Origin of the sequence: Pantoea sp. BR_17 (genome assembly GCF_041955125.1) — a bacterium.
GTDB classification, from domain to species: Bacteria; Pseudomonadota; Gammaproteobacteria; order Enterobacterales; family Enterobacteriaceae; genus Pantoea; species Pantoea stewartii.
Map to the genome: position 1 here is coordinate 243,293 of NZ_JAVAXT010000004.1, position 20,484 is coordinate 263,776.

General features: G+C 57.9%; 20 protein-coding genes. 19 read left to right on the plus strand and 1 reads right to left on the minus strand.

The window, feature by feature from the left end; genetic code table 11:
• Position 1 precedes the first annotated feature (1 nt).
• The 19 genes from RAC60_RS09000 to phnE (RAC60_RS09090) all read left to right on the plus strand — a co-directional run bounded on the left by RAC60_RS09000 (position 2) and on the right by phnE (RAC60_RS09090) (position 17,808).
• Positions 2 to 1,135: a M20 aminoacylase family protein gene (locus tag RAC60_RS09000; protein ID WP_033740354.1), complete on the plus strand. Its 1,134-nt coding sequence runs from the start codon at positions 2 to 4 to the stop codon at positions 1,133 to 1,135.
• Between the two features lie 113 nt (positions 1,136 to 1,248).
• Positions 1,249 to 2,562 carry a 4-aminobutyrate--2-oxoglutarate transaminase gene (gene gabT, locus RAC60_RS09005; RefSeq protein ID WP_033740353.1) on the plus strand — a complete coding sequence of 438 codons (1,314 nt, stop codon included), beginning with the start codon at positions 1,249 to 1,251 and terminating at the stop codon, positions 2,560 to 2,562.
• 249 nt (positions 2,563 to 2,811) lie between these two features.
• Entirely contained in the window at positions 2,812 to 3,327 is a 516-nt protein-coding gene (locus tag RAC60_RS09010; RefSeq protein WP_033740352.1) for an Lrp/AsnC family transcriptional regulator, read from the plus strand.
• 138 nt (positions 3,328 to 3,465) lie between these two features.
• Complete coding sequence (locus RAC60_RS09015) at positions 3,466 to 5,247, plus strand: thiamine pyrophosphate-requiring protein (protein ID WP_058701626.1); 1,782 nt, start codon at positions 3,466 to 3,468, stop codon at positions 5,245 to 5,247.
• A 98-nt stretch (positions 5,248 to 5,345) separates the two neighbouring features.
• Entirely contained in the window at positions 5,346 to 6,188 is an 843-nt protein-coding gene (locus RAC60_RS09020; RefSeq protein ID WP_033740350.1) for an oxidoreductase, read from the plus strand.
• Between the two features lie 215 nt (positions 6,189 to 6,403).
• A complete protein-coding gene (phnF, locus tag RAC60_RS09025; protein ID WP_006119641.1) occupies positions 6,404 to 7,120 on the plus strand; it encodes a phosphonate metabolism transcriptional regulator PhnF in 717 nt (238 codons plus the stop codon).
• Positions 7,117 to 7,566: a phosphonate C-P lyase system protein PhnG gene (gene phnG / locus RAC60_RS09030; protein WP_006119640.1), complete on the plus strand. Its 450-nt coding sequence runs from the start codon at positions 7,117 to 7,119 to the stop codon at positions 7,564 to 7,566. Before phnF ends, phnG begins: the two co-directional genes overlap by 4 nt.
• Positions 7,563 to 8,147 (plus strand): phosphonate C-P lyase system protein PhnH, encoded by a 585-nt coding sequence (gene phnH / locus RAC60_RS09035; protein WP_375093396.1) that lies wholly within the window; start codon positions 7,563 to 7,565, stop codon positions 8,145 to 8,147. The genes phnG and phnH overlap by 4 nt, the downstream gene beginning before the upstream one ends.
• Positions 8,138 to 9,214: a carbon-phosphorus lyase complex subunit PhnI gene (locus RAC60_RS09040; protein WP_033739493.1), complete on the plus strand. Its 1,077-nt coding sequence runs from the start codon at positions 8,138 to 8,140 to the stop codon at positions 9,212 to 9,214. Before phnH ends, RAC60_RS09040 begins: the two co-directional genes overlap by 10 nt.
• Positions 9,207 to 10,055, plus strand: a complete 849-nt coding sequence (locus tag RAC60_RS09045; RefSeq protein WP_006119637.1) for an alpha-D-ribose 1-methylphosphonate 5-phosphate C-P-lyase PhnJ — start codon at positions 9,207 to 9,209, stop codon at positions 10,053 to 10,055. Before RAC60_RS09040 ends, RAC60_RS09045 begins: the two co-directional genes overlap by 8 nt.
• The gene (gene phnK, locus RAC60_RS09050) at positions 10,045 to 10,806 is read left to right on the plus strand and encodes a phosphonate C-P lyase system protein PhnK (RefSeq protein ID WP_006119636.1); all 762 of its coding nucleotides are present in this window, start codon (positions 10,045 to 10,047) and stop codon (positions 10,804 to 10,806) included. The genes RAC60_RS09045 and phnK overlap by 11 nt, the downstream gene beginning before the upstream one ends.
• On the plus strand, positions 10,806 to 11,525 hold the full coding sequence (phnL, locus tag RAC60_RS09055; RefSeq protein WP_054633538.1) for a phosphonate C-P lyase system protein PhnL: 720 nt from the start codon (positions 10,806 to 10,808) through the stop codon (positions 11,523 to 11,525). The genes phnK and phnL overlap by 1 nt, the downstream gene beginning before the upstream one ends.
• A complete protein-coding gene (gene phnM / locus RAC60_RS09060) occupies positions 11,522 to 12,658 on the plus strand; it encodes an alpha-D-ribose 1-methylphosphonate 5-triphosphate diphosphatase (protein WP_375093397.1) in 1,137 nt (378 codons plus the stop codon). The genes phnL and phnM overlap by 4 nt, the downstream gene beginning before the upstream one ends.
• Positions 12,658 to 13,194 carry a ribose 1,5-bisphosphokinase gene (gene phnN, locus RAC60_RS09065; RefSeq protein WP_375093399.1) on the plus strand — a complete coding sequence of 179 codons (537 nt, stop codon included), beginning with the start codon at positions 12,658 to 12,660 and terminating at the stop codon, positions 13,192 to 13,194. The genes phnM and phnN overlap by 1 nt, the downstream gene beginning before the upstream one ends.
• Positions 13,191 to 13,961 (plus strand): phosphonate metabolism protein PhnP, encoded by a 771-nt coding sequence (phnP, locus tag RAC60_RS09070; RefSeq protein WP_039338203.1) that lies wholly within the window; start codon positions 13,191 to 13,193, stop codon positions 13,959 to 13,961. Before phnN ends, phnP begins: the two co-directional genes overlap by 4 nt.
• Before the next feature lie 200 nt (positions 13,962 to 14,161).
• Positions 14,162 to 14,992 carry a phosphonate ABC transporter ATP-binding protein gene (phnC, locus tag RAC60_RS09075; protein ID WP_006119631.1) on the plus strand — a complete coding sequence of 277 codons (831 nt, stop codon included), beginning with the start codon at positions 14,162 to 14,164 and terminating at the stop codon, positions 14,990 to 14,992.
• Positions 14,993 to 15,017: 25 nt separating this feature from the next.
• Positions 15,018 to 15,947, plus strand: coding sequence for a phosphonate ABC transporter substrate-binding protein (phnD, locus tag RAC60_RS09080; protein WP_054633541.1), 930 nt, complete (start codon positions 15,018 to 15,020; stop codon positions 15,945 to 15,947).
• 119 nt (positions 15,948 to 16,066) lie between these two features.
• Entirely contained in the window at positions 16,067 to 16,921 is an 855-nt protein-coding gene (gene phnE, locus RAC60_RS09085; protein WP_033739498.1) for a phosphonate ABC transporter, permease protein PhnE, read from the plus strand.
• Positions 16,922 to 16,923: 2 nt separating this feature from the next.
• On the plus strand, positions 16,924 to 17,808 hold the full coding sequence (gene phnE / locus RAC60_RS09090; RefSeq protein WP_033739486.1) for a phosphonate ABC transporter, permease protein PhnE: 885 nt from the start codon (positions 16,924 to 16,926) through the stop codon (positions 17,806 to 17,808).
• Here phnE (RAC60_RS09090) and RAC60_RS09095 read toward each other — a convergent pair.
• Entirely contained in the window at positions 17,762 to 20,362 is a 2,601-nt protein-coding gene (locus RAC60_RS09095) for an ATP-binding protein (protein WP_058701631.1), read from the minus strand. The genes phnE (RAC60_RS09090) and RAC60_RS09095 overlap by 47 nt on opposite strands.
• Positions 20,363 to 20,484 lie beyond the last annotated feature (122 nt).

The following is a 20,484-nucleotide window of genomic DNA, read 5'->3' on the forward strand; positions in this document are numbered from 1 at the left end:
GATGGATCATTTAGTGGCGTTGCGCCGGGATCTGCACCGTAACCCGGAGCTGGGATTTCAGGAGCAGCGTACCAGCGACATTGTTGCCCGCTTTTTACACGATCTGGGCATTGAAGTGCATCGTGGCATCGGTAAAACCGGCGTCGTGGGCATACTGAAGAAAGGCACAAATTCGCGCATGATTGGGTTGCGTGCCGATATGGATGCGCTTCCTATGCAGGATAAAGGCGAGGTTGCCTGGACCAGCCTGCAACAAAACCGCAGCCACGCCTGTGGTCATGATGGCCACACGACCATGTTGCTGGGCGCAGCGGAGAAACTGGCGCGTGACGTTGCGTTTGACGGTACGGTGTGTTTTATCTTTCAACCGGCAGAAGAGGGGCTGGCGGGCGCGAAGGCTATGATCGACGATGGCCTGTTTGAACGCTTTCCCTGCGATGCCGTGTATGCGCTGCATAACTGGCCCGAGCTGCCGCTTGGGGAGATTCAAACCCGTCCGGGGCCGATTATGGCGGCAGCCGACCGTTTTGATATCACCGTCAAAGGCGCAGGCGGGCATGCTGCCCAGCCTCATCTGACCCATGACACGCTGCTGGCGCTGAGCGAGCTGGTGGTCCAGCTCAACACGCTGGTGCCACGGGCACTCGATCCCTGCGAACCGGCTCTGCTGACCGTGACGCGCATGCAGGGCGGTTTCTCCCACAATATGATCCCTGCGGAAGCCAACATCACCGGTACGGTGCGCACCTTTAATCCCGCGGCGCAGGACATCATCGAATCACGCCTGCGGCAGATGGCAGAACACATCGCGGCCGCGCACGGCTTACAGGCTGAGGTGAACTATCTGCGCTATTACCCGGCCACGATCAACAGTGATGCGGAAGCGACTCAGGCACTTGCCGCCTTGCAGGCCGCAGGTATGCAGGCACGCCTCGCGGCTCAGCCCGCGCTCACCTCAGAAGATTTTGCTTTTATGTTGCAGGCCAAACCCGGCGCCTATTTATGGATCGGCTCCGCGCCCTGCAAGCCGCTGCACCATGCGGCCTATGACTTTAACGACGCGTTGATACCGCATGGAATACGGGCATTTATCACGCTGGCCTGCCACGGGCTGGGGGCAACATTTCCTTGCTGAAACCTGTGGGATTTTAACACTTAATGCCGCTACTGGCGGAATTACGGCACCGTCATCGCTCAACAGATTGCGATACTTAAGCCAACCGAACACGACGTGGATGAGGTAGAGAAATGCAGAATGTCCTGGCAGAACAGCAAACTTATTCGGATAACAGCCTGTTGCTGGATGTCCGAGAACACCATGTGCCGCGTGGCATCGTTACCGCACATCCGCTGGTGATCGAACGCGCGAAAGGCAGCGAAGTATGGGATGTGGAAGGGAACCGCTATCTGGATTTCGTGGGCGGCATCGGCGTACTGAACGTCGGTCATAACCATCCTGCGGTCGTTAATGCCGTGACCCGTCAGCTCGGCCTGGTGTCGCATGCCTGTTTTCAGGTTGTGGCCTATCCCGGCTATATCGAACTGGCACAGCGCCTGAATAAGCTGGTCGGCGGTGAAGATCATTATAAAAGTGTTTTCTTCACCAGCGGCGCAGAAGCCGTCGAGAATGCGGTAAAAATTGCGCGAGCTTATACGCAACGTCCCGGCATTATCGCTTTTGACGGGGCGTTCCACGGTCGTACCTTGCTGGGCGTCACGCTGACCGGCATGTCTGCGCCGTACAAACAGAATTTCGGTCCGTTCCCGAGTGATGTGTATCGTCTGCCGTTCCCGAATCCGTTGCACGGTGTCACGGAGGCCGACTGTCTGAAGGCGCTGGAGCAGCTGTTTGCGGTGCAGATTCTGCCGGAGCGCGTGGCCGCCATTATCATTGAACCGGTGCAGGGCGATGGCGGCTTCTTACCGGCCGGTCCTGCGTTTATGCAGGCCCTGCGCCGCATTACCACCCAGCACGGCATTGTGTTGATCTGTGATGAAATCCAGAGCGGCTTTGGCCGTACCGGCACCATGTTTGCCTTCCAGCAACTTGGCATCAAACCGGATTTGGTCACGACTGCGAAGAGTCTGGCGGGCGGGCTGCCGATTTCGGGCGTGGTAGGTAAAGCCGAGATCATGGACAGCCCGGCGCCGGGCGGACTGGGCGGGACCTATGGCGGTAACGCGCTGGCCTGTGCGGCGGCCCTGGCGGTACTGGATATCTTTGAGCAGGAAAATCTGCTGGCGCGTTCTTGTCAGTTAGGTGAGCAACTGAATCAGCGTCTGCGTCAGCTGGCAGACAAGTATGCCTGTATTGGCGATGTGCGCGGCGTAGGTTTTATGCAGGCCGTTGAGATTCTGGATGTGGACACACACAAACCCGACAGTGCACTGACGCAAAAGATCCTCGACTGCGCCTGTCAGGAAGGGTTGCTGCTGATTAAATGTGGCTTACATCGCAATACCATTCGTTTCCTTGCACCGTTAGTGACCACCGATTCGCAACTTGAAGAGGCGCTGCATATTTTCGATATCGCGCTGGCGCGGGCGACCGGTCGTTTGTAGCAGCACTGGCCCTCATTGACAAGGCAGCTACCCGGGATGCGGTCCACCAGGCCGCAACCGGGTGTCACGCTGGCGCATTTTTTGCAAAGCGTGATAAGCCCGGGATTTTTTGTGTTACAAAAAAGTAGCGCAGTTGTTATTTTAAAAGGCGTATTTTAAGGAGTAACAAAAGTGCGCTTTGCGCGAGTACACAGCGTATTTCTGGGTAGTCACGAACGTCCAGTACAGCGGTAAACAATGAGGGGTGCTATGAACGGCTTAATGAAACTCGATCGCATCGATATCAATATTCTGGTGCAACTACAAAAAGATGGCCGTATCAGCAACGTTAATCTCGCCGATGCCGTCGGGCTTTCCCCGAGCCCTTGCCTGCAACGCGTCAAGCGCCTGGAACAGGCGGGATTCATCACGGGCTATGAAGCGCACGTTAATCTCACCAAAATTACCGACTCCGTCACCGTCTTTACCGAAGTCACGCTTAACGGACACCGCCGCGAAGACTTTATGAAGTTTGAAGCTGCGATGCGTGATGTCGATGAGCTGATGGAGTGCCATCTGATTACCGGCGGTTACGATTACCTTCTGCGCTTTATCACCCGCAGTATTGAGCACTACCAGGACGTGATTGAGAAGATGCTCGATGCCCAAATCGGCATTGATAAATACTTCAGCTACATCGTGATCAAATCCCCGGTCATGAAAAGCAGTGTGCCCCTGCGCTCACTGATCGGCAAACATAACGCGATGGAATACGGAAGCCAGTAGCCCGCGCAGTAAGAACGCTTTTTCGCGATGACAGGTACGAATGCAACATCGCCTGTGCACGAAACCCATCACTGACCGTTGATATTTTTTTGATCGACTACCCTTTAAGTCTGCACGGACTAAGAGGGGAAGGCGACCATGAGTACCAAAACCAGTGATTTTTTTGTCCAGCGTCTCAAGGCGTGGGGCGTTACGCGCATTTATGGCTATCCGGGCGATGGCATCAACGGTGTTTTAGGGGCCATTCAGCGTGCCAACGAACAGGGTGACGGCATTGAATTTATCCAGGTCCGTCACGAAGAAATGGCCGCCTTTATGGCCGCCGGACATGCCAAATTTACCGGCGAGCTTGGCGTTTGTCTGTCAACGGGCGGCCCGGGTGCGACACATCTTCTGACCGGGCTCTACGATGCCAAAATGGATCACGCACCGGTTCTCGCCATTGCCGGGCAGGCGGAAGCGACCGCTCGCGGTGCCAGTTATCAGCAGGAAATGAACCTTGACCGGATTTTTTCCGACGTGGCTAATTTTGTGCAGGAAGCCTCCGCGCCTGCGCAGGTCCGCCATCTGATTGACCGTGGCGTTCGTATTGCCATTGCACAGAATGGCGTGGCGGTGGTGATCGTCCCGAAAGATATTCAGGACGAAGCCTGGCAGGCGCCTCCGCACCTTCACGGGTTTACCCATTCTGGCAGCGGCTATCAGCGCCCCAAAGTTGTCCCTTACGACCATGATCTGCAACGTGCTGCGGAGGTGCTGAACAGCGGGAAAAAGGTCGCCATTCTTATTGGTTCTGGTGCCCGCGATGCGGCGACAGAAGTGGTGAAAGCGGCTAATCTGTTGGGCGCGGGCGTGGCAAAAGCGTTATTAGGTAAAGATGTGCTGCCGGATGATGCCCCTTTTGTAACCGGCGCTATTGGTTTACTTGGCACGGGGCCCTCCTGGGAAATGATGCAACACTGCGACACGCTGCTGATGATCGGTAGCGGCTTTCCCTGGACGGAATTTCTGCCGAAAGAAGGTCAGGCACGCGCAGTACAGATTGATATCGATCCTGCCATGCTGGGCCTGCGTTATCCTTGTGAAGTGAATCTGCACGGCGATGCCGCAGAAACGTTGCGTGCTTTGTTACCTTTGCTGGAGCACAAAACCGATCGTCGCTGGCAGGAGGATATTGCACGTCAGGTACAAGACTGGTGGACACTGATGGAAACGCGAGCGCATGCTCCTGCCAATCCCGTTAATCCGCAGCGTGTGGTATGGGAAATGTCGCCGCAACTGCCGGACGATGCCATTGTGACCTCCGATTCCGGCTCCTGTGCCAACTGGTTTGCGCGTGACTATCGTGTAAAACAGGGCCAGCGCGCCTCACTGTCCGGCGGCCTGGCCTGTATGGGGGCGGCGGTGCCCTACGCGATTGCGGCCAAATTTGCCCATCCGCACAAGCCGGTTGTGGCGCTGGTGGGAGACGGGGCGATGCAGATGAATAATATGGCTGAGCTGATCACCATCCAGAAATACTGGCAACAATGGGCCGATCCGCGCCTGATTGTTTGTGTATTCAATAATCAGGACCTCAATCAGGTGACCTGGGAACAGCGCGTGATGGAGGGTAATCCGCGCTTCGAAGCAACCCAGCAACTGCCGAACGTTAACTATGCTGAGTTCGCTGAATCTCTGGGATTGACAGGGATCTATGTGGATAATCCGGATGCGCTCGCAGGTGCATGGCAACGGGCGCTCAGCGCTGACCGGCCTGTACTGCTGGAGGTAAAAACCGATCCGGAAGTCGCGCCTCTGCCGCCACATATCACGTTCAGTCAGGCCAAATCCTTTATGGCCTCCATGGTTAAAGGGGATCGTGGCGCGGTCCAGATTCTCAGTGACACGGCCAGCCAACTTTTTCATAAAAAGCAATAGCGGGTAAATTTTCACTCGCCCTGCGGCAAGACTCTGCTTGCTGCCGGCCATACGGATGTCCGGCAGCCCTTTGCTAAACCGATAACAGGAGCCTGATCATGGGAACAAACACACAACCGGTGTGGCTGATTTCTGGATGTTCAACGGGATTTGGCCGTGAACTGGCGCAGCAGACCATCGCCCGCGGATTCCGGGTGGTCGTAACTGCACGCCATCGATCAGCGATCGCCGATCTGGTTGACGGCCATCCGAACGCGATTGCGGTTGAACTGGATGTGACGCAACAACACAGTATTGATAAGGCGGTCAACAAAGCGCTTGAAACGTTCGGCACCCTTGACGTACTGGTCAATAATGCGGGTTACGGTTACCAAAGTTCCGTCGAAGAAGGGGAAGACAAGGCCATACGCGCGCAGTTTGATGCCAACGTTTTCGGTCTGTTTGCTCTGACGCGTGCGGTACTGCCGGCTATGCGCACCGCGCGACGGGGTCACATTATGAATATCACCTCCGTGGCAGGATTTATCGGCTTTGCCAGCTCAGGTTATTATGCTGCCAGTAAGCACGCCGTAGAGGGCTGGTCTGATTCGCTCGCCCAGGAAGTGGGTCCGTTAGGGATTCACGTGACCTGTATTGAACCCGGCCCGTTTCGTACCGACTGGGCAGGACGTTCGCTGCATCAGACCCCGAGCACCTTACCGGATTATGCCGAAACCGCTGCCGCCAGGATGAAGGCGACGGCGGCGTACAGCGGCACGCAGAAAGGTGACCCTGTTCGTGCGGCGAGCGCGATGATCGCCATTGCTGAACACCCTGATCCGCCGCGCCACGTGGTGATGGGAGCATGGGGTTATGAGGCGGTAACGGAAAAACTCAAAGCGCGACTGGCACAGATAGAAGCCTGGAAGCAGACATCATTATCAACCGATTTTCCTGATTAAACAGCCCGATAAGCCCTGACCGCCATATGGCATGGATGCCCTATGGCGTTGAGCGGTTTACTCTCAGACCTGTCCGGTGTCCTGCGCTTCACAGACAAATTCACCTTCGCTTCACTAAGTCGTCACCTCTCTGTCATCTGATCCCGTCACGCTGTAGCCATCCCGCAGTCCACCGGCTGCGAAATCCCCCCTTACGCTGTGAGGATTTATTTGTGATGGAGTTATCCAGACATCCGACCACTGTGTATCAGGCCGTTGCGGCGCAACTGGAGCAGGCTGTTCAGGAGCGTTATCGCAGTGGTGACTATCTTCCTTCGGAGCAACAGCTGGCCGATCACTATGCCGTTAACCGCCACACCTTACGTCGGGCGGTTGATGAACTGGTGAATAAAGGGTTGCTGCAGCGTCGCCACGGCGTCGGCATTTTGGTGTTAATGCGCCCGTATGATTATCCGCTCCATGCGCAGGCCCGCTTCAGCCAGAACTTACTGGAACAGGGCAGCGATCCCACCAGTGAGCGCCTGCTGGCCGTATTGCGTCCTGCCAGTACAGACGTCGCGGCCGCATTAGGCGTGAACGAAGGCGACAACGTCATTCATCTGCGCACGCTGCGCCGGGTCAATGGCCTGCCGGTGTGCCTGATTAATCACTTCCTGCCCGACCTCAGTTGGTGGCCGCAGCTACAACGCTTTACCAGCGGCTCGCTCCACGACTTCCTGCGGCAGCACACCGGCAAGCAGCTGGTGCGCACGCAAACGCGCATCAGCACCCGTCGGGCTCAGGCCAAAGAGTGCAAGCAGCTGGAGATCGCACTGCATTCCCCCTTGTTGTGCGTGCGCACCCTGAATAAAACCACCGATGGTGCGATGGCGGAGTACTCCGTCAGCCTGACGCGTGGCGACATGATTGAACTCACTCTGGAGCACGAATGAAACAGCAAACGGCACGCCAGCACTGGCTTTCGGTGTTGGCCCACAGCAGCGCCGCCGAGCTTGACGCGCTCTGGCAGCCGCTCAACCTTACGCCGGCATTTACGCTGATCCGACCGGCTGAAATTGGCCTGACACGGTTGCAGGCCCGCATGGGCGCGACGGGCAAACGTTTTGTGATGGGCGATGCCACCGTCACGCGCGCGGTCGTCCGGCTAAACGATGGCACCCTGGGCTACAGCTACCTGCTGGGCCGGGATAAAGCCCACGCCGAACGCTGTGCCCTGATGGATGCGCTGTTGCAGCAGACGGGCACCGCCGAGCTGTTACAGGAAAAGATTATTACCCCACTGGCGGCCTTACGCGACGAGCAGCGTCAGCTGCGTGCACGTGAAATCGCCAGTAGCAAAGTGGACTTCTTTACGCTGGTACGCGGAGACAATGAATGACTTTACTGGCAAGTTTTCATCACCCGGTTGCGGATGCGCAGCATGCTTTTCGCCGCATTCTGAAAGCCATGAGCGAACCCGGCGTTATGGTATCGCTGCCGCTGCAACAGGGCTGGGGCGCACTTTCTCCCGCCGCCACTGCCGTGCTGCTGACCCTGGTCGATCAGGAAAGCCCCCTATGGCTGGACCCACAGGTCGATAATCAGACGCTGCGCGATAACCTGCGTTTTCATACCGGCGCACCGATTACCGACAGCACTGATGCGGTATTTGCGTTAAGTCACGCGACCGCTCAGCCTAATCCGGCCGACTTTTCCGCGGGTGACAACCTGGCACCTGAGAAAAGCACCACGCTGATTATTGAGGTACCTGCGCTGAACGGTGGCCTGGCATTACGGTTGACAGGGCCGGGACTGCGCGAAGCACGCGCCATTGCGCCACAACTGCCGGAAAGCGTGATCGACTACCTGCGTGCCCGCCCGCATCCGTTTCCTCAGGGTGTGGATCTCATCTTTACCTGTGGCGAAGCGATGATGGCGGTGCCACGGACAACCCACGTTGAGGTGTGCTCATGTACGTAGCCGTGAAAGGGGGCGAAAAAGCCATTGCTAACGCCCATCACCTGCAGGCGGATGTGCGGCGCGGCGATCGCGCGGTGCCTGAATTATCCTGCGACCAGGTCGCGCAGCAGCTCGGTCTGGCGGTAGATCGGGTGATGACGGAAGGTGGCATTTACGATCCCGCGCTGGCGGCGCTGGCGATTAAGCAGGCCAGCGGCGATCTGGTGGAGGCCATTTTCCTGCTGCGTGCCTATCGCACGACCCTGCCGCGGCTGGCGCAAAGCACGCCGTTAGCTACCGGTAGCATGCGAATCGAGCGACGCATCTCGGCGGTGTATAAGGATTTACCCGGCGGTCAGGTACTCGGGCCGACCTACGACTATAGCCACCGTCTGCTGGACTTTACGTTGATGGCAAATGGCGAAACACCGCCGCCGCCGCGCAGTGAGCAGGCGCTACCGGAACACTGTCCGCATATGTTCAGCATGATGAGCGAGGAAGGCTTCGCGGAGGCAGAACACGACGATGGCAGCGAACCCACGGATATCACCCGTGAGCCGATGGGCTTTCCCGCCTCGCGCGCGGCACGTCTTCAGCAACTGGTGCGCGGCGACGAAGGGTTTCTGCTGTCGCTGGGCTATTCCACGCAGCGTGGCTATGGCCGCACGCACCCCTTTGCCGGTGAAATCCGTACCGGATACGTCAGCGTCAGCATTTGTCCCGAAGAGCTGGGTTTTGAACTGGAGATCGGAGAAATGCTGCTGACCGAATGCGAAATGGTCAACGGTTTTACGCACGACGGCGAAAGCGCCCCGCACTTTACGCGGGGTTATGGCCTGGTCTTTGGCCGGGCTGAACGTAAAGCCATGTCCATGGCGCTGGTGGATCGGGCGCTACAGACGCGTGAACACCATGAACGCATTACCAGCCCGGCGCAGGACGAGGAGTTTGTGCTGTCCCATGCGGATAACGTCGAAGCCGCAGGTTTTGTGTCCCACTTAAAACTGCCGCACTACGTCGATTTCCAGGCGGAACTGGAACTGCTGAAACGTCTGCGCCAGGACTATCAGGAGCAGCAAAATGGCTGAACTCAGCGGCTATAACAACGGCTATCTTGACGAACAAACCAAACGTACGATCCGACGCGCCATCCTGAAAGCCGTGGCGATTCCCGGCTATCAGGTGCCGTTTGCCGGACGTGAAATGCCGATGCCTTATGGCTGGGGCACCGGCGGCATTCAAATTACCGCCAGCGTGATTGGCGACAAAGACGTTCTGAAAGTTATCGACCAGGGCGCGGACGATACCACCAATGCGGTCTCGATCCGCCGTTTCTTTCAGCGCGTCAGCGGTGCGGCGACGACCGAGCGCACAGTGGACGCCACGCTGATCCAGACGCGCCACCGTATTCCGGAAACGCCGCTGCAAGAAGACCAGATCCTGATTTTCCAGGTGCCGATTCCCGAGCCGCTGCGCTTTATTGAGCCTCGCGAAACGGAAACCCGCACTATGCATGCGCTGGAAGAGTACGGCATCATGCAGGTCAAACTGTACGAAGACATCGCCCGTTTTGGTCACATCGCCACCACCTATGCCTATCCGGTAAAGGTCAACGATCGCTATGTGATGGATCCGTCGCCGATCCCCAAATTCGATAACCCCAAGATGCACATGATGCCCGCGCTCCAGCTGTTTGGTGCCGGTCGTGAAAAACGCATCTATGCCTTGCCGCCCTATACCAAAGTTGAAAGCCTCGATTTCGACGATCATCCCTTCACCGTGCAGCAGTGGGACGAACCCTGTGCGCTCTGTGGTTCGCGCCACAGCTATCTGGATGAGGTGGTGATGGACGACCAGGGCACGCGCATGTTTGTGTGCTCCGATACCGATTTTTGCCACCAGCAGCAGGAACAACACCATGCACAGTGAACAACCGCTGCTCGCGGTGAACAACCTTACGCATCTGTATGCGCCAGGAAAAGGCTTTGAAGACGTCAGTTTTGATCTCTATCCGGGCGAGGTTCTGGGTATCGTCGGGGAATCCGGATCGGGCAAAACCACCCTGTTGCGTAGCCTGTCAGCGCGGCTGGCACCGCAGGCAGGCGCGATTCACTATCTGCAACGCGATCTGTATCAAATGAGCGAAAGCGACCGCCGCCGCTTACTGCGCACGGCGTGGGGCGTGGTCCACCAGCACCCGCTGGAAGGTTTGCGCCCTCAGGTCACGGCGGGCGGCAATATCGGCGAGCGCCTGATGGCCGTCGGTCACCGCCATTACGGCGAGATCCGCGCGCAAGCCAGCCACTGGCTGCAGGCGGTGGAAATCGCAGCTAACCGCATCGATGATCTGCCGACAACCTTTTCCGGCGGCATGCAGCAGCGTCTGCAAATCGCCCGCAATCTGGTCACCCAGCCGAAGCTGGTGTTTATGGATGAACCGACCGGCGGCCTGGACGTCTCGGTGCAGGCACGGTTACTGGATCTGCTGCGTACGCTGGTGCGGGAACTCAATCTGGCGGTGGTGATTGTGACGCACGATCTGGGCGTGGCGCGCCTGCTGGCGCATCGCCTGCTGGTGATGAAGCAGGGCCGGGTGGTGGAAAGTGGCTTAACTGACCGCGTGCTGGATGACCCGCATCATCCTTACACGCAACTGCTGGTTTCATCGGTGCTCAACTAATGGCGACGGCGACTATGAAAACGCAACTGCGCGTAGAAAATTTGTGCAAAACCTTTGTGATGCACAATCAAAACGGGGCGGCGCTGCCGGTATTACAGGATGCCTGCCTGGACGTCAGTCAGGGCGAATGCGTGGTACTGCACGGGCATTCCGGCAGCGGGAAATCCACCCTGCTGCGTGCCCTGTACGGTAACTATCAGGCCAACAGCGGCCACATCTGGGTACAGCATCAGGGCGAGTGGGTGGATATGGCGCAGGCACCGGCCCGTCAGATTATTGCCATTCGTCGCGATACTATCGGCTGGGTCAGTCAGTTTCTGCGCGTCATCCCGCGCGTGCCGACGCTGGAGATCGTGATGCAGCCGTTGCTGGAGCGCGGCGTGGAACGCGGCTTCTGTGAAGCCCGCGCGAAAGAGCTGCTGACGCGGCTTAACGTCCCGCAGCGCCTCTGGTCTCTGGCCCCCTCAACCTTTTCGGGAGGCGAGCAGCAGCGCGTCAATATCGCCCGTGGCTTTATCGCGGACTATCCGGTGTTGTTACTGGACGAACCCACAGCGTCACTCGACAGTGTCAACAGTGCCGCGGTCGTGGGCCTGATTGAGCAGGCGCGTGAACGCGGCGCGGCAATCGTGGGGATCTTTCATGATGAAGCGGTGCGGGAACGTGTGGCCGATCGCCTGCACGTCATGCAGCCCTTCAAAACAGGGGCAGAAGCATGATCATTAATAACGTAAAGCTGGTGCTGGAAAATGAGGTTGTTGCCGGTTCGCTGGAGTTTCGCGAAGACCGTATTACCAACTTTAGCGAAACGAACAGCCAGCTGGCCAGTGCGCTGGATGGCGAAGGCGCGTATCTGCTGCCGGGCCTTGTGGAGTTGCATACCGATAACCTGGACAAATTTTTCACCCCACGGCCTAAAGTCGACTGGCCGGCGCACTCGGCGATGAGTAGCCACGATGCGCTGATGGTGGCCAGCGGCATCACCACCGTGCTGGATGCTATCGGCGTGGGGGATGTGCGTGATGGCGGCCACCGACTGGATAATCTCAGTAAAATGATTGGCGCGATTCGTGACAGCAACCAAAAGGGGCTTAATCGCGCGGAGCATTTACTGCATCTGCGCTGTGAGCTGCCGCATCATACAACGCTGCCGCTGTTTGAAGCCTTGCTGTCCTCACCCGAGCTGTCGCTGGTGTCGCTAATGGATCACTCACCCGGCCAGCGTCAGTATGCGTCGCTGGAAAAGTACCGGGAATACTACCAGGGAAAATACCAGCTGAATGATGAGCAGATGGATGCGTTTGAGCGCGAGCAGCTGGAACTGGCCGAGGCCTGGTCACAGCCCAATCGTCTGGCGATTGCCGCGCTGTGCCGCGATCACGGCATCGCGATCGCAAGTCATGACGATGCGACCGTTGACCATGTCGAAGAGTCGCACGCCGTGGGCAGTGCGATAGCCGAGTTTCCCACCACGCTGGAGGCGGCAAAAGCTTCACGCTACCGCAACATGCAGGTGTTAATGGGCGCGCCCAACATTGTCCGCGGCGGTTCGCATTCCGGCAACGTGGCCGCCTGGGAGCTGGCCGCTCATGGCATGCTGGATATCCTGTCGTCGGACTACTATCCCGCCAGCCTGCTGGATGCGGCGTTCCGCCTGGCCGCCGATGAGCGCAATACGCTCTCTTTGCCTCAGGCCATTGCGCTGGTCACGTGCAATCCGGCACGTGCGCTGGGGCTGGAAGATCGTGGCGTGATCAGCGAAGGCTGCCGCGCCGACCTGGTCCTGGCGCATACTCAACATGGCCATCCCCATATTCGCCATGTCTGGTGTAAAGGTCGGCAGGTGTACTGATGGCCCGGCTCATCTGGCTTATCGGCCCGTCCGGTTCAGGCAAAGACAGCCTGCTGGACCGACTGCGCGAGGCACCGCCTGAGGGCTTGCTGATTGCTCATCGCTATATTACGCGCCCCCATGATGTAGGGGGCGAAAACCATATCGCCCTGACGGAAACGGAATTTATCCGGCGCGATGCGCTGGGGTTATTTGCCGTCAGCTGGCAGGCGCACGGTTTTTATTACGGCGTGGGCAGTGAAATCGACCACTGGCTGGCGTGCGGGCAAAACGTGCTGGTCAACGGATCGCGCCAGCATCTGGAACACGTCCGGGCACGTTACGGCACGCGACTGTTACCGCTATGCCTTGAGGTGTCGTCTGCGGTACTGGCCGCACGGTTACGTCAGCGTGGCCGTGAGAGCGAAGCGGCGATCGACCAACGGCTGGCACGGGCTGCCCGGCATCAGCCAGAAGGCTGCCTGCGGCTGAATAACGATGGCGCACTCGAAGAGACCGTACAACAGTTACGTCAGCTGCTGGAGGGCGCCTCATGAAACTGACCCTGCTCGGTACGGGCGGCGTAACCGGGGCTCCCGTGTTCGGTTGTGACTGTGGCGCCTGTTTGCGCGCCCGTCAGTCTGCCCGTTATCGCCGCGCGCCTACAAGCGCGTTAATCGAAGCCGGACGTGAACGTATTTTACTGGATGCGGGCTTACCCTTGCTGGCAGAACGGTTTCAGCCTGAGGATATCAACCGGATTCTGCTGACGCACTATCACATGGATCATGTGCAGGGCTTATTTACCCTGCGCTGGGGCAAAGGGAAACCGATTCCCGTCTGGGGGCCGCCGGATGAAAAGGGCTGTGACGACTTGTTTAAACATCCCGGCTTACTGGATTTCCGGCCCGCGTTAACTCCCTTCGTGGCCCAGTCATTTGGCGACCTGCGGGTGACGCCCTTACCACTACAGCATTCACGGCTTACGCATGGCTATCTGTTTGACTGGCACGGTGCCCGGCTGGCCTGGCTGTGTGATACCTGCGGTCTGCCGCCGGATACCGCGGATTTCCTTCGTGGGCAAACGCTGGACCACCTGGTGGTGGACTGCAACGATCCCCCCGGGCAGGGTGGGCGTAACCATAACGATGTGACCGCGGCCCTGACCATCATCGAGGCACTGAAACCCCACCAGGCCTGGCTGATTCATCTGAGTCACGATATGGACAACTGGCTGGCCGAGCATCCGCTACCGGCCTCGGTGCAGGCGGCGCATGACGGCCTGTCGCTGTCTCTGGACGCCGTTTTGCCTGTCATCGTTTAATCACATAACCGTAATACAGCTTTCATCCCCGGTGTTCTTAATATAGCGGTCTCTCGTCAGGTTCCTGCTGCGTGAGCAGGGCCTGCTGTCCCTGCTGCCAGCAAAGGCACTGAGCCAACAGGTACGGGCCAGACAGGGTAATGAAGCCCCGGATTCAGCGTCGGGTGCACAGAACGTTAACTGGAACAACGGAGAACATCATGGCACAGGCACTGCTGAAAACGGTGGTCGATAACGTCACGTCGTTGACCCACTCCGGCGGGCAAAAAGTGTTATCTGTTCAGGGATTGAGCAAAGCCTACGGTAGCAACAAGGTCCTCGATAATGTCAGTTTCGATTTGCATGCGGGTGAATTAGTGGCGGTGATTGGTCGCTCTGGCGCAGGCAAATCGACATTGCTGCATATGCTGAACGGCACCATTTCGGCCTCGCAGGGCGCAATCATCAGCCTGCATCACGGCGAAGCCGATCGCAATGTGGTCAACCTCAGTAGCCGCCAGATGCGCGAATGGCGTGCGCAGTGCGGCATGATTTTTCAGGATTTCTGCCTGGTGCCGCGTCTTGACGTGCTGACCAATGTGCTGCTGGGTCGTCTCAGCCAGACGTCGACGCTGAAATCGTTTTTCAAAGTCTTCTCTGACGCCGACCGCGCCCGCGCGATTCAACTGCTGGAGTGGATGAACATGCTACCGCAGGCGTTACAGCGTGCCGAAAACCTTTCAGGTGGACAAATGCAGCGCGTGGCGATCTGTCGGGCGCTGATGCAAAACCCCAAAATACTGCTGGCCGACGAACCGGTTGCCTCTCTCGATCCCAAAAATACCACCCGCATTATGGACGTTCTGCGCCAGGTGAGTGAACAGGGCATCAGCGTGATGGTTAACCTGCACTCGATCGAGCTGGTGAAAAGTTACTGCACCCGCGTCATTGGGATTCAACGCGGTGTGGTGCTCTTTGACGGCCATCCTTCTGACCTGACCGACGGCCTGCTGCATCAGCTGTACGGCGATGAATTCAACCAGATCCACTAACTATCACAGCAAGAGAACAAGGCTAATGAAAATCAAAGCTTTCGCGTTATTGACTACGGCACTGCTTACCTTTGGCGTTAATGCAGCGGATGCACCTAAAGAACTGAATCTGGGCATTTTGGGCGGTCAGAACGCCACCCAGCAGATTGGTGATAACCAGTGTGTGAAATCCTTCTTTGATAAAGAACTGCACGTGGATACCAAAATCCGCAACTCGTCCGACTATTCCGGCGTAATACAGGGCCTGCTGGGTGGCAAAGTGGATCTGGTGCTGAGCATGTCGCCGTCGTCTTACGCTTCGGTATATATTCAGGACCCGAAAGCCGTCGATTTAGTCGGCATTGTCGTGGATGACAAAGATCAGTCTCGCGGTTATCACTCTGTCGTGATTGTGAAAGCTGACAGTCCTTACAAAAAGCTGGAAGATTTGAAAGGCAAATCGTTTGGGATGGCCGATCCGGATTCCACGTCAGGCTTCCTGGTACCCAATCAGGCCTTTAAAAAGCTGTTTGGCGGCAACATCGACAACAAATACAACAATTTCTTTTCCAGCGTAACCTTCTCCGGTGGTCATGAGCAGGACATCCTGGGCGTGCTAAATAATCAGTTCGACGGCGCCGTCACCTGGACCTCCATGGTGGGGGATTACAATACGGGCTACACCTCGGGTGCGTTTGGCCGCCTGATCCGTATGGATCATCCTGACCTGATGAAACAAATCCGCATCATCTGGCAGTCACCGTTAATTCCTAACGGGCCTATCCTCGTGAGCAATAAACTGCCCGCCGATTTCAAAGCGAAAGTGATTGCTGCCATCAAAAAACTGGATAAAGACGACCACGCCTGTTTCACCAAAGCCGTGGGCGGCCAGCAGCACATTGGCAAAACCTCTGTGGCTGACTTCCAGAACATCATCGACATGAAGCGCGAGCTGATGAAAGGCGCGCGCGGCTAACGGTAAAGCCGTTGGCGTTGAGCCAGCGAGCCGCCCGCCGGGGTGCGGGCGGCCCGCTATCACAGACAGATTTCCCTTTCTCTGCTGACTTTGCCACACATCAATCTGAGAACACCGCCGTGACCGACTTCGAACGCTATTATCAACGCATCCGCCGCCAACAGAAGCGTGACTCGCTCGTCTGGTCACTGGTGCTGGTGGGGCTTTACCTGGCGGCGGCGAATATGGCCGAGTTCAATCTCGTGACCATCTGGCAATCCTTACCGCACTTTTTTGATTACCTGCACGAAATCATGCCCGTATTGCATCTGCCGGTGTTATTTGCGGATGGCAAGACAGAAGGATCGCTGGCTTACTGGGGCTATCGTCTGAATATCCAGCTGCCGTTGATATGGGAAACATTGCAGCTGGCGCTGGCCTCCACGCTGATTGCGGTGGTGATAGCGGGCGTGCTGGCCTTCTTTGCGGCCGATAACACACAAACGCCAGCCAGTCTGCGCATGGCGATTCGCGCTTTTGTCGCCTTTCTACGCACCATGCCGGAACTGGCCTGGGCGGTAATGTTTGTGATGGCATTTGGCATCGGAGCGATTCCCGGCTTTCTGGCGCTGGCGCTGCACACCATTGGCAGCCTGACCAAACTGTTTTATGAAGCCATTGAGTCCGCCTCGGATAAACCGGTGCGCGGGCTGGCGGCCTGCGGTGCCAGCAAACTGCAACGGATGCGCTATGCCTTCTGGCCGCAGGTGAAGCCGGTTTTTCTGTCATACAGCTTTATGCGCCTGGAAGTTAATTTCCGTTCGTCGACCATCCTGGGGCTGGTGGGGGCGGGCGGCATTGGTCAGGAGTTAATGACCAATATTAAACTGGATCGCTTTGATCAGGTCAGCATGACGCTGCTGCTGATTTTGATTGTGGTCTCGCTACTGGACACCGTTTCTGGCCGCCTGCGCCGTCGCGTTGTGGAGGAATAACCATGGTTACGCTTGCGCCCGATATCAGCGCGATGAAACAGCAGCATCCCGCGCTGTTTGCTGCACAAAACCGCTATCTGCGTCGCCTTGCCATGCTGGCCCTGGCGCTGGTGCTCTATTATGTCTTTTTCTTTATGGTGTTTGGCATCGAATGGAACCGCCTGCTTACAGGATGCCAGCAACTGGGCCGCTATTTTCTGCGCATGTTTGTCTGGCAGGACTTCGTGAACTGGCCGTTTGGCTACTATTTCTCTCAGGTCGGCATTACGCTGGCGATTGTGTTTGCCGGCACGCTGACCGCCACGCTGCTGGCGCTGCCGCTCTCGTTTCTGGCGGCGCGTAATGTGATGCATGACAAGGTTGCCCGTCCCATTGCGTTTGTTGTGCGTCGCCTGTTCGATATGCTGCGCGGCATTGATATGGCGATCTGGGGCCTGATTTTTGTTCGCGCGGTCGGCATGGGGCCGCTGGCCGGGGTGCTGGCGATTATCCTGCAGGACATTGGTCTGTTAGGTAAGCTCTATTCCGAAGGCCACGAAGCGGTTGAGCGTTCACCCAGTCGCGGCCTGGGCGCGCTGGGCGCCAACAGCCTGCAGAAGCACCGGTTTGGTATTTTCACCCAGTCCTTCCCACAGTTTCTGGCACTGAGCCTGTATCAGATCGAGTCCAATACCCGCTCAGCGGCGGTGCTTGGCTTTGTCGGCGCGGGCGGTGTCGGCCTGGTGTACGCGGAGAACATGCGCCTGTGGAACTGGGATGTGGTGATGTTCCTGACGATCATCCTGGTTGTCGTGGTCATGGTGATGGATGCCATCTCCAGCCGCCTGCGTAAACGTTATATCATCGGGAAGCCGGTGCCGTTGTGGCAGCCTGGCGGGCACGATTAAGCCGCGCGCTGCGCTGCCAGGCGCGCTGAAGCGCCTGCACCAGCTGCGCTGCCTGCCAGGGTTTCGCCAGTCGTTCACACAACGGCAACGTGACGGGCTGGTGACGCAGATCCTGGCCGCTGATGAGCAATGTAGCCAACTGCGGCCACTTTTGCTGTGCCTGACGAATCACCTCCGCACCGTTAATCTCACCCGGCAGCATCAAATCGCTGATCAGCAAATCGATATCCGGCGTCTGGTGCAGCAGCGCCAGCGCCGCTTCGCCCGTGTCACACTCCAGCGTCAGGTAACCCAGTTGGTGCAGATGTTCACACAGGGTTTGCCGCACAGCCGGTTCATCATCCAGCACCAGAACTAACCGGTCCTGCGCGGCATCCGGCTGCGCCGGGTGCGAGGCGACGGATCGGACCGCCGGGACATCGGGTGCGCGGGGCAGCAACAGCCGTACGGTGGTGCCCTGGCCCGGCGCGGTTTCCAGCTCTACCTGTCCGCCCGACTGACGAACAAAACCGTAGACCATCGACAGGCCCAGGCCGCTACCGGTACCGGTTGTTTTGGTGGTAAAGAAGGGTTCAAACACCTGCGCACGCACTTCTTCTGACATGCCGCAACCGTGATCGATGACCTCAATGGTGACCCGGTCTCGCTTTTCACCGCGCTCAGTGCGGCGCTGGTTCCAGATACGCAGACGGATCTCGCCGCTTTGTCCGGCCATCGCATCTCTGGCATTCACCACCAGATTCATGACCGCATTCTCTAACTGACTGGCATCAATCCAGGCAGGCCAGCCGGGCCGTTGGGCATCAATAATCAGGTGTTGACCGGGCAACAGCGAATGTTGCAGCAGCCCCTGCAGGTTTTCCACTAACGACACGACCGACACCGCATGCGGATTCAGGGTTTGCTTACGCGAAAAGGCCAGCAGTCGCTGGGTCAACAGAGCTGCCCGATCCGCCGCCTGGCGGGCGCGTTCTATCCGGCTCGCAAGAGGGCCGGGCGGCAGTTGCCCCTCGGTTAACGCCAGGCTGCCGATAATGACGGCCAGCAGATTGTTGAAATCATGCGCGATGCCGCCGGTCAGCTGACCTACCGCTTTCATTTTCTGGCTGTGTACCAGCGCTTCTTCCAGCACCTTCCGTGAGGTGCGCTCCAGCACCGTATTCACGCTACCGCGCCGGGGGACCGGGCTGAAGCGCAGTTCTACGGTGCGGCCATCGGCCAGCCTGACTTCCTGTGGTTCCGCCAGATCGTGCAGGTGTATATCAAGCTGCGCCAGCAGATGCTGGTAGTGCAGTCCCCGCTGCAAATCCCGCGGTGCGATGCCCAGAAGCTGCGGATACTGATCGTTCCACACCACCAATTCGCCGCTGTTATCAAACAGGGCAAAGCCATCACGCATTGCCAGAAAGGTGGATTCAAGTTGGGTACTTTTCTCTTTTAGCAGACGCGACGTATGGGCCAGCGAGGCGGTATTACGGGCAAACACATTGAAGGCGCGCGCCAGCTCGCCCAGTTCATCTCGTCGCTGAAGGCCCGGCACGCTGACATTGTGTTCCCCCTGGGCCAGCCGGGTCATTGCGGCGGCAATGGCGGTCAGGCTGGACCCCAGGTTGCGGTAGATGTAGTACCCGGTATAGACGGTGATGGCGAGTGCCAACAGGGCAGAAAGCAGGATAAAGCCACTGACCGAATCCCGTTGTCGGTGAGTGGCAATGTTACGCTGATCACTTTGCCGGGCTACCTGCTGAACGTACGCGGTAATGTCATCATTCAGCGCGGCTACGAGCGCCTTGATACGGTAGGTGGCATAGGCGATGGACAGATCGCTCTGTTCCAGCGCTGCCGCCAACGGGATCAGGCTGCGTTGGGTTTCCAGTAACTGCTGCACGTTGTCACCCAACGCCCCCGATGCGACCACGTTGCGCCATTGCGTCATCACCTGCTGCAACTGATCAATGACCGCGGTCGAGGAGGGCGTACGAATCGCAATATCCAGTAGCCTGCCGGTCTGCTGGCGCAACGCGAAATCGGGTGCGCCGGTTCCGTTGCGGTGTGCCAGGTCATTAATGCGTTCCAGCAGCAGCTGTGACTGCCATAACCCGCTGAGCACAAGATTGCGCTGCAAATGACGTTCATGTCCCTTACGCAGCAACAGACTCACAGACTGCTCAAGCATCAGACTGCGTGCACGCAGTCGGGCCACGCGTTCAGGCTCGCGTGCAGCCAGCGGCGTACTGGCCAGCAGGGCGAGTGAATGTTGCAGGGCCTGCTGATTCTGCTGCAGTCGTCGCGATTCGCTCTGATATTCCAGCGCGCCCACGACCTGAGATAACCGCACGGCGGTGATGGCGACATTCGCGGTATTGCGCGCCAGCGCCAGGCTGCCGTTCATATCGGCCAGCGTCTGGGCCTGAGCCTGTTCCTGAAGGCTTCCGGCATGGCGAAAGCTGGTAATGGCCACCACGCTCACCATCAGGGTGACGCACACAACTAATAAATGCGACAGCAACAGGCGACCGCGCGCCCCGACCTGCCACGGCAAACTGCGTTGCATCAATACGCTCTCCGGCCATGCGACGATAGGGCGAGTATAAAAGTGAGTGCGAAGCGGAATATGACAAATATGAATGGCCGCTGACATTATCCATTTATCTTCTCCTGCTTAACTCGCGGCTA

Coding starts and splice junctions, on each gene's coding strand:
- RAC60_RS09010 (WP_033740352.1), top strand. CDS start 2,812: ATGAACGGCTTAATGAAACTCGATCGCATCGATATCAATATTCTGGTG.
- phnD (WP_054633541.1), top strand. CDS start 15,018: ATGAAAATCAAAGCTTTCGCGTTATTGACTACGGCACTGCTTACCTTT.
- RAC60_RS09045 (WP_006119637.1), top strand. CDS start 9,207: ATGGCTGAACTCAGCGGCTATAACAACGGCTATCTTGACGAACAAACC.
- RAC60_RS09095 (WP_058701631.1), bottom strand. CDS start 20,362: ATGCAACGCAGTTTGCCGTGGCAGGTCGGGGCGCGCGGTCGCCTGTTG.
- gabT (WP_033740353.1), top strand. CDS start 1,249: ATGCAGAATGTCCTGGCAGAACAGCAAACTTATTCGGATAACAGCCTG.
- RAC60_RS09015 (WP_058701626.1), top strand. CDS start 3,466: ATGAGTACCAAAACCAGTGATTTTTTTGTCCAGCGTCTCAAGGCGTGG.
- RAC60_RS09040 (WP_033739493.1), top strand. CDS start 8,138: ATGTACGTAGCCGTGAAAGGGGGCGAAAAAGCCATTGCTAACGCCCAT.
- phnH (WP_375093396.1), top strand. CDS start 7,563: ATGACTTTACTGGCAAGTTTTCATCACCCGGTTGCGGATGCGCAGCAT.
- RAC60_RS09020 (WP_033740350.1), top strand. CDS start 5,346: ATGGGAACAAACACACAACCGGTGTGGCTGATTTCTGGATGTTCAACG.
- phnF (WP_006119641.1), top strand. CDS start 6,404: ATGGAGTTATCCAGACATCCGACCACTGTGTATCAGGCCGTTGCGGCG.
- phnG (WP_006119640.1), top strand. CDS start 7,117: ATGAAACAGCAAACGGCACGCCAGCACTGGCTTTCGGTGTTGGCCCAC.
- phnC (WP_006119631.1), top strand. CDS start 14,162: ATGGCACAGGCACTGCTGAAAACGGTGGTCGATAACGTCACGTCGTTG.
- phnL (WP_054633538.1), top strand. CDS start 10,806: ATGGCGACGGCGACTATGAAAACGCAACTGCGCGTAGAAAATTTGTGC.
- phnE (WP_033739486.1), top strand. CDS start 16,924: ATGGTTACGCTTGCGCCCGATATCAGCGCGATGAAACAGCAGCATCCC.
- phnM (WP_375093397.1), top strand. CDS start 11,522: ATGATCATTAATAACGTAAAGCTGGTGCTGGAAAATGAGGTTGTTGCC.
- phnK (WP_006119636.1), top strand. CDS start 10,045: ATGCACAGTGAACAACCGCTGCTCGCGGTGAACAACCTTACGCATCTG.
- phnP (WP_039338203.1), top strand. CDS start 13,191: ATGAAACTGACCCTGCTCGGTACGGGCGGCGTAACCGGGGCTCCCGTG.
- phnN (WP_375093399.1), top strand. CDS start 12,658: ATGGCCCGGCTCATCTGGCTTATCGGCCCGTCCGGTTCAGGCAAAGAC.
- RAC60_RS09000 (WP_033740354.1), top strand. CDS start 2: ATGGATCATTTAGTGGCGTTGCGCCGGGATCTGCACCGTAACCCGGAG.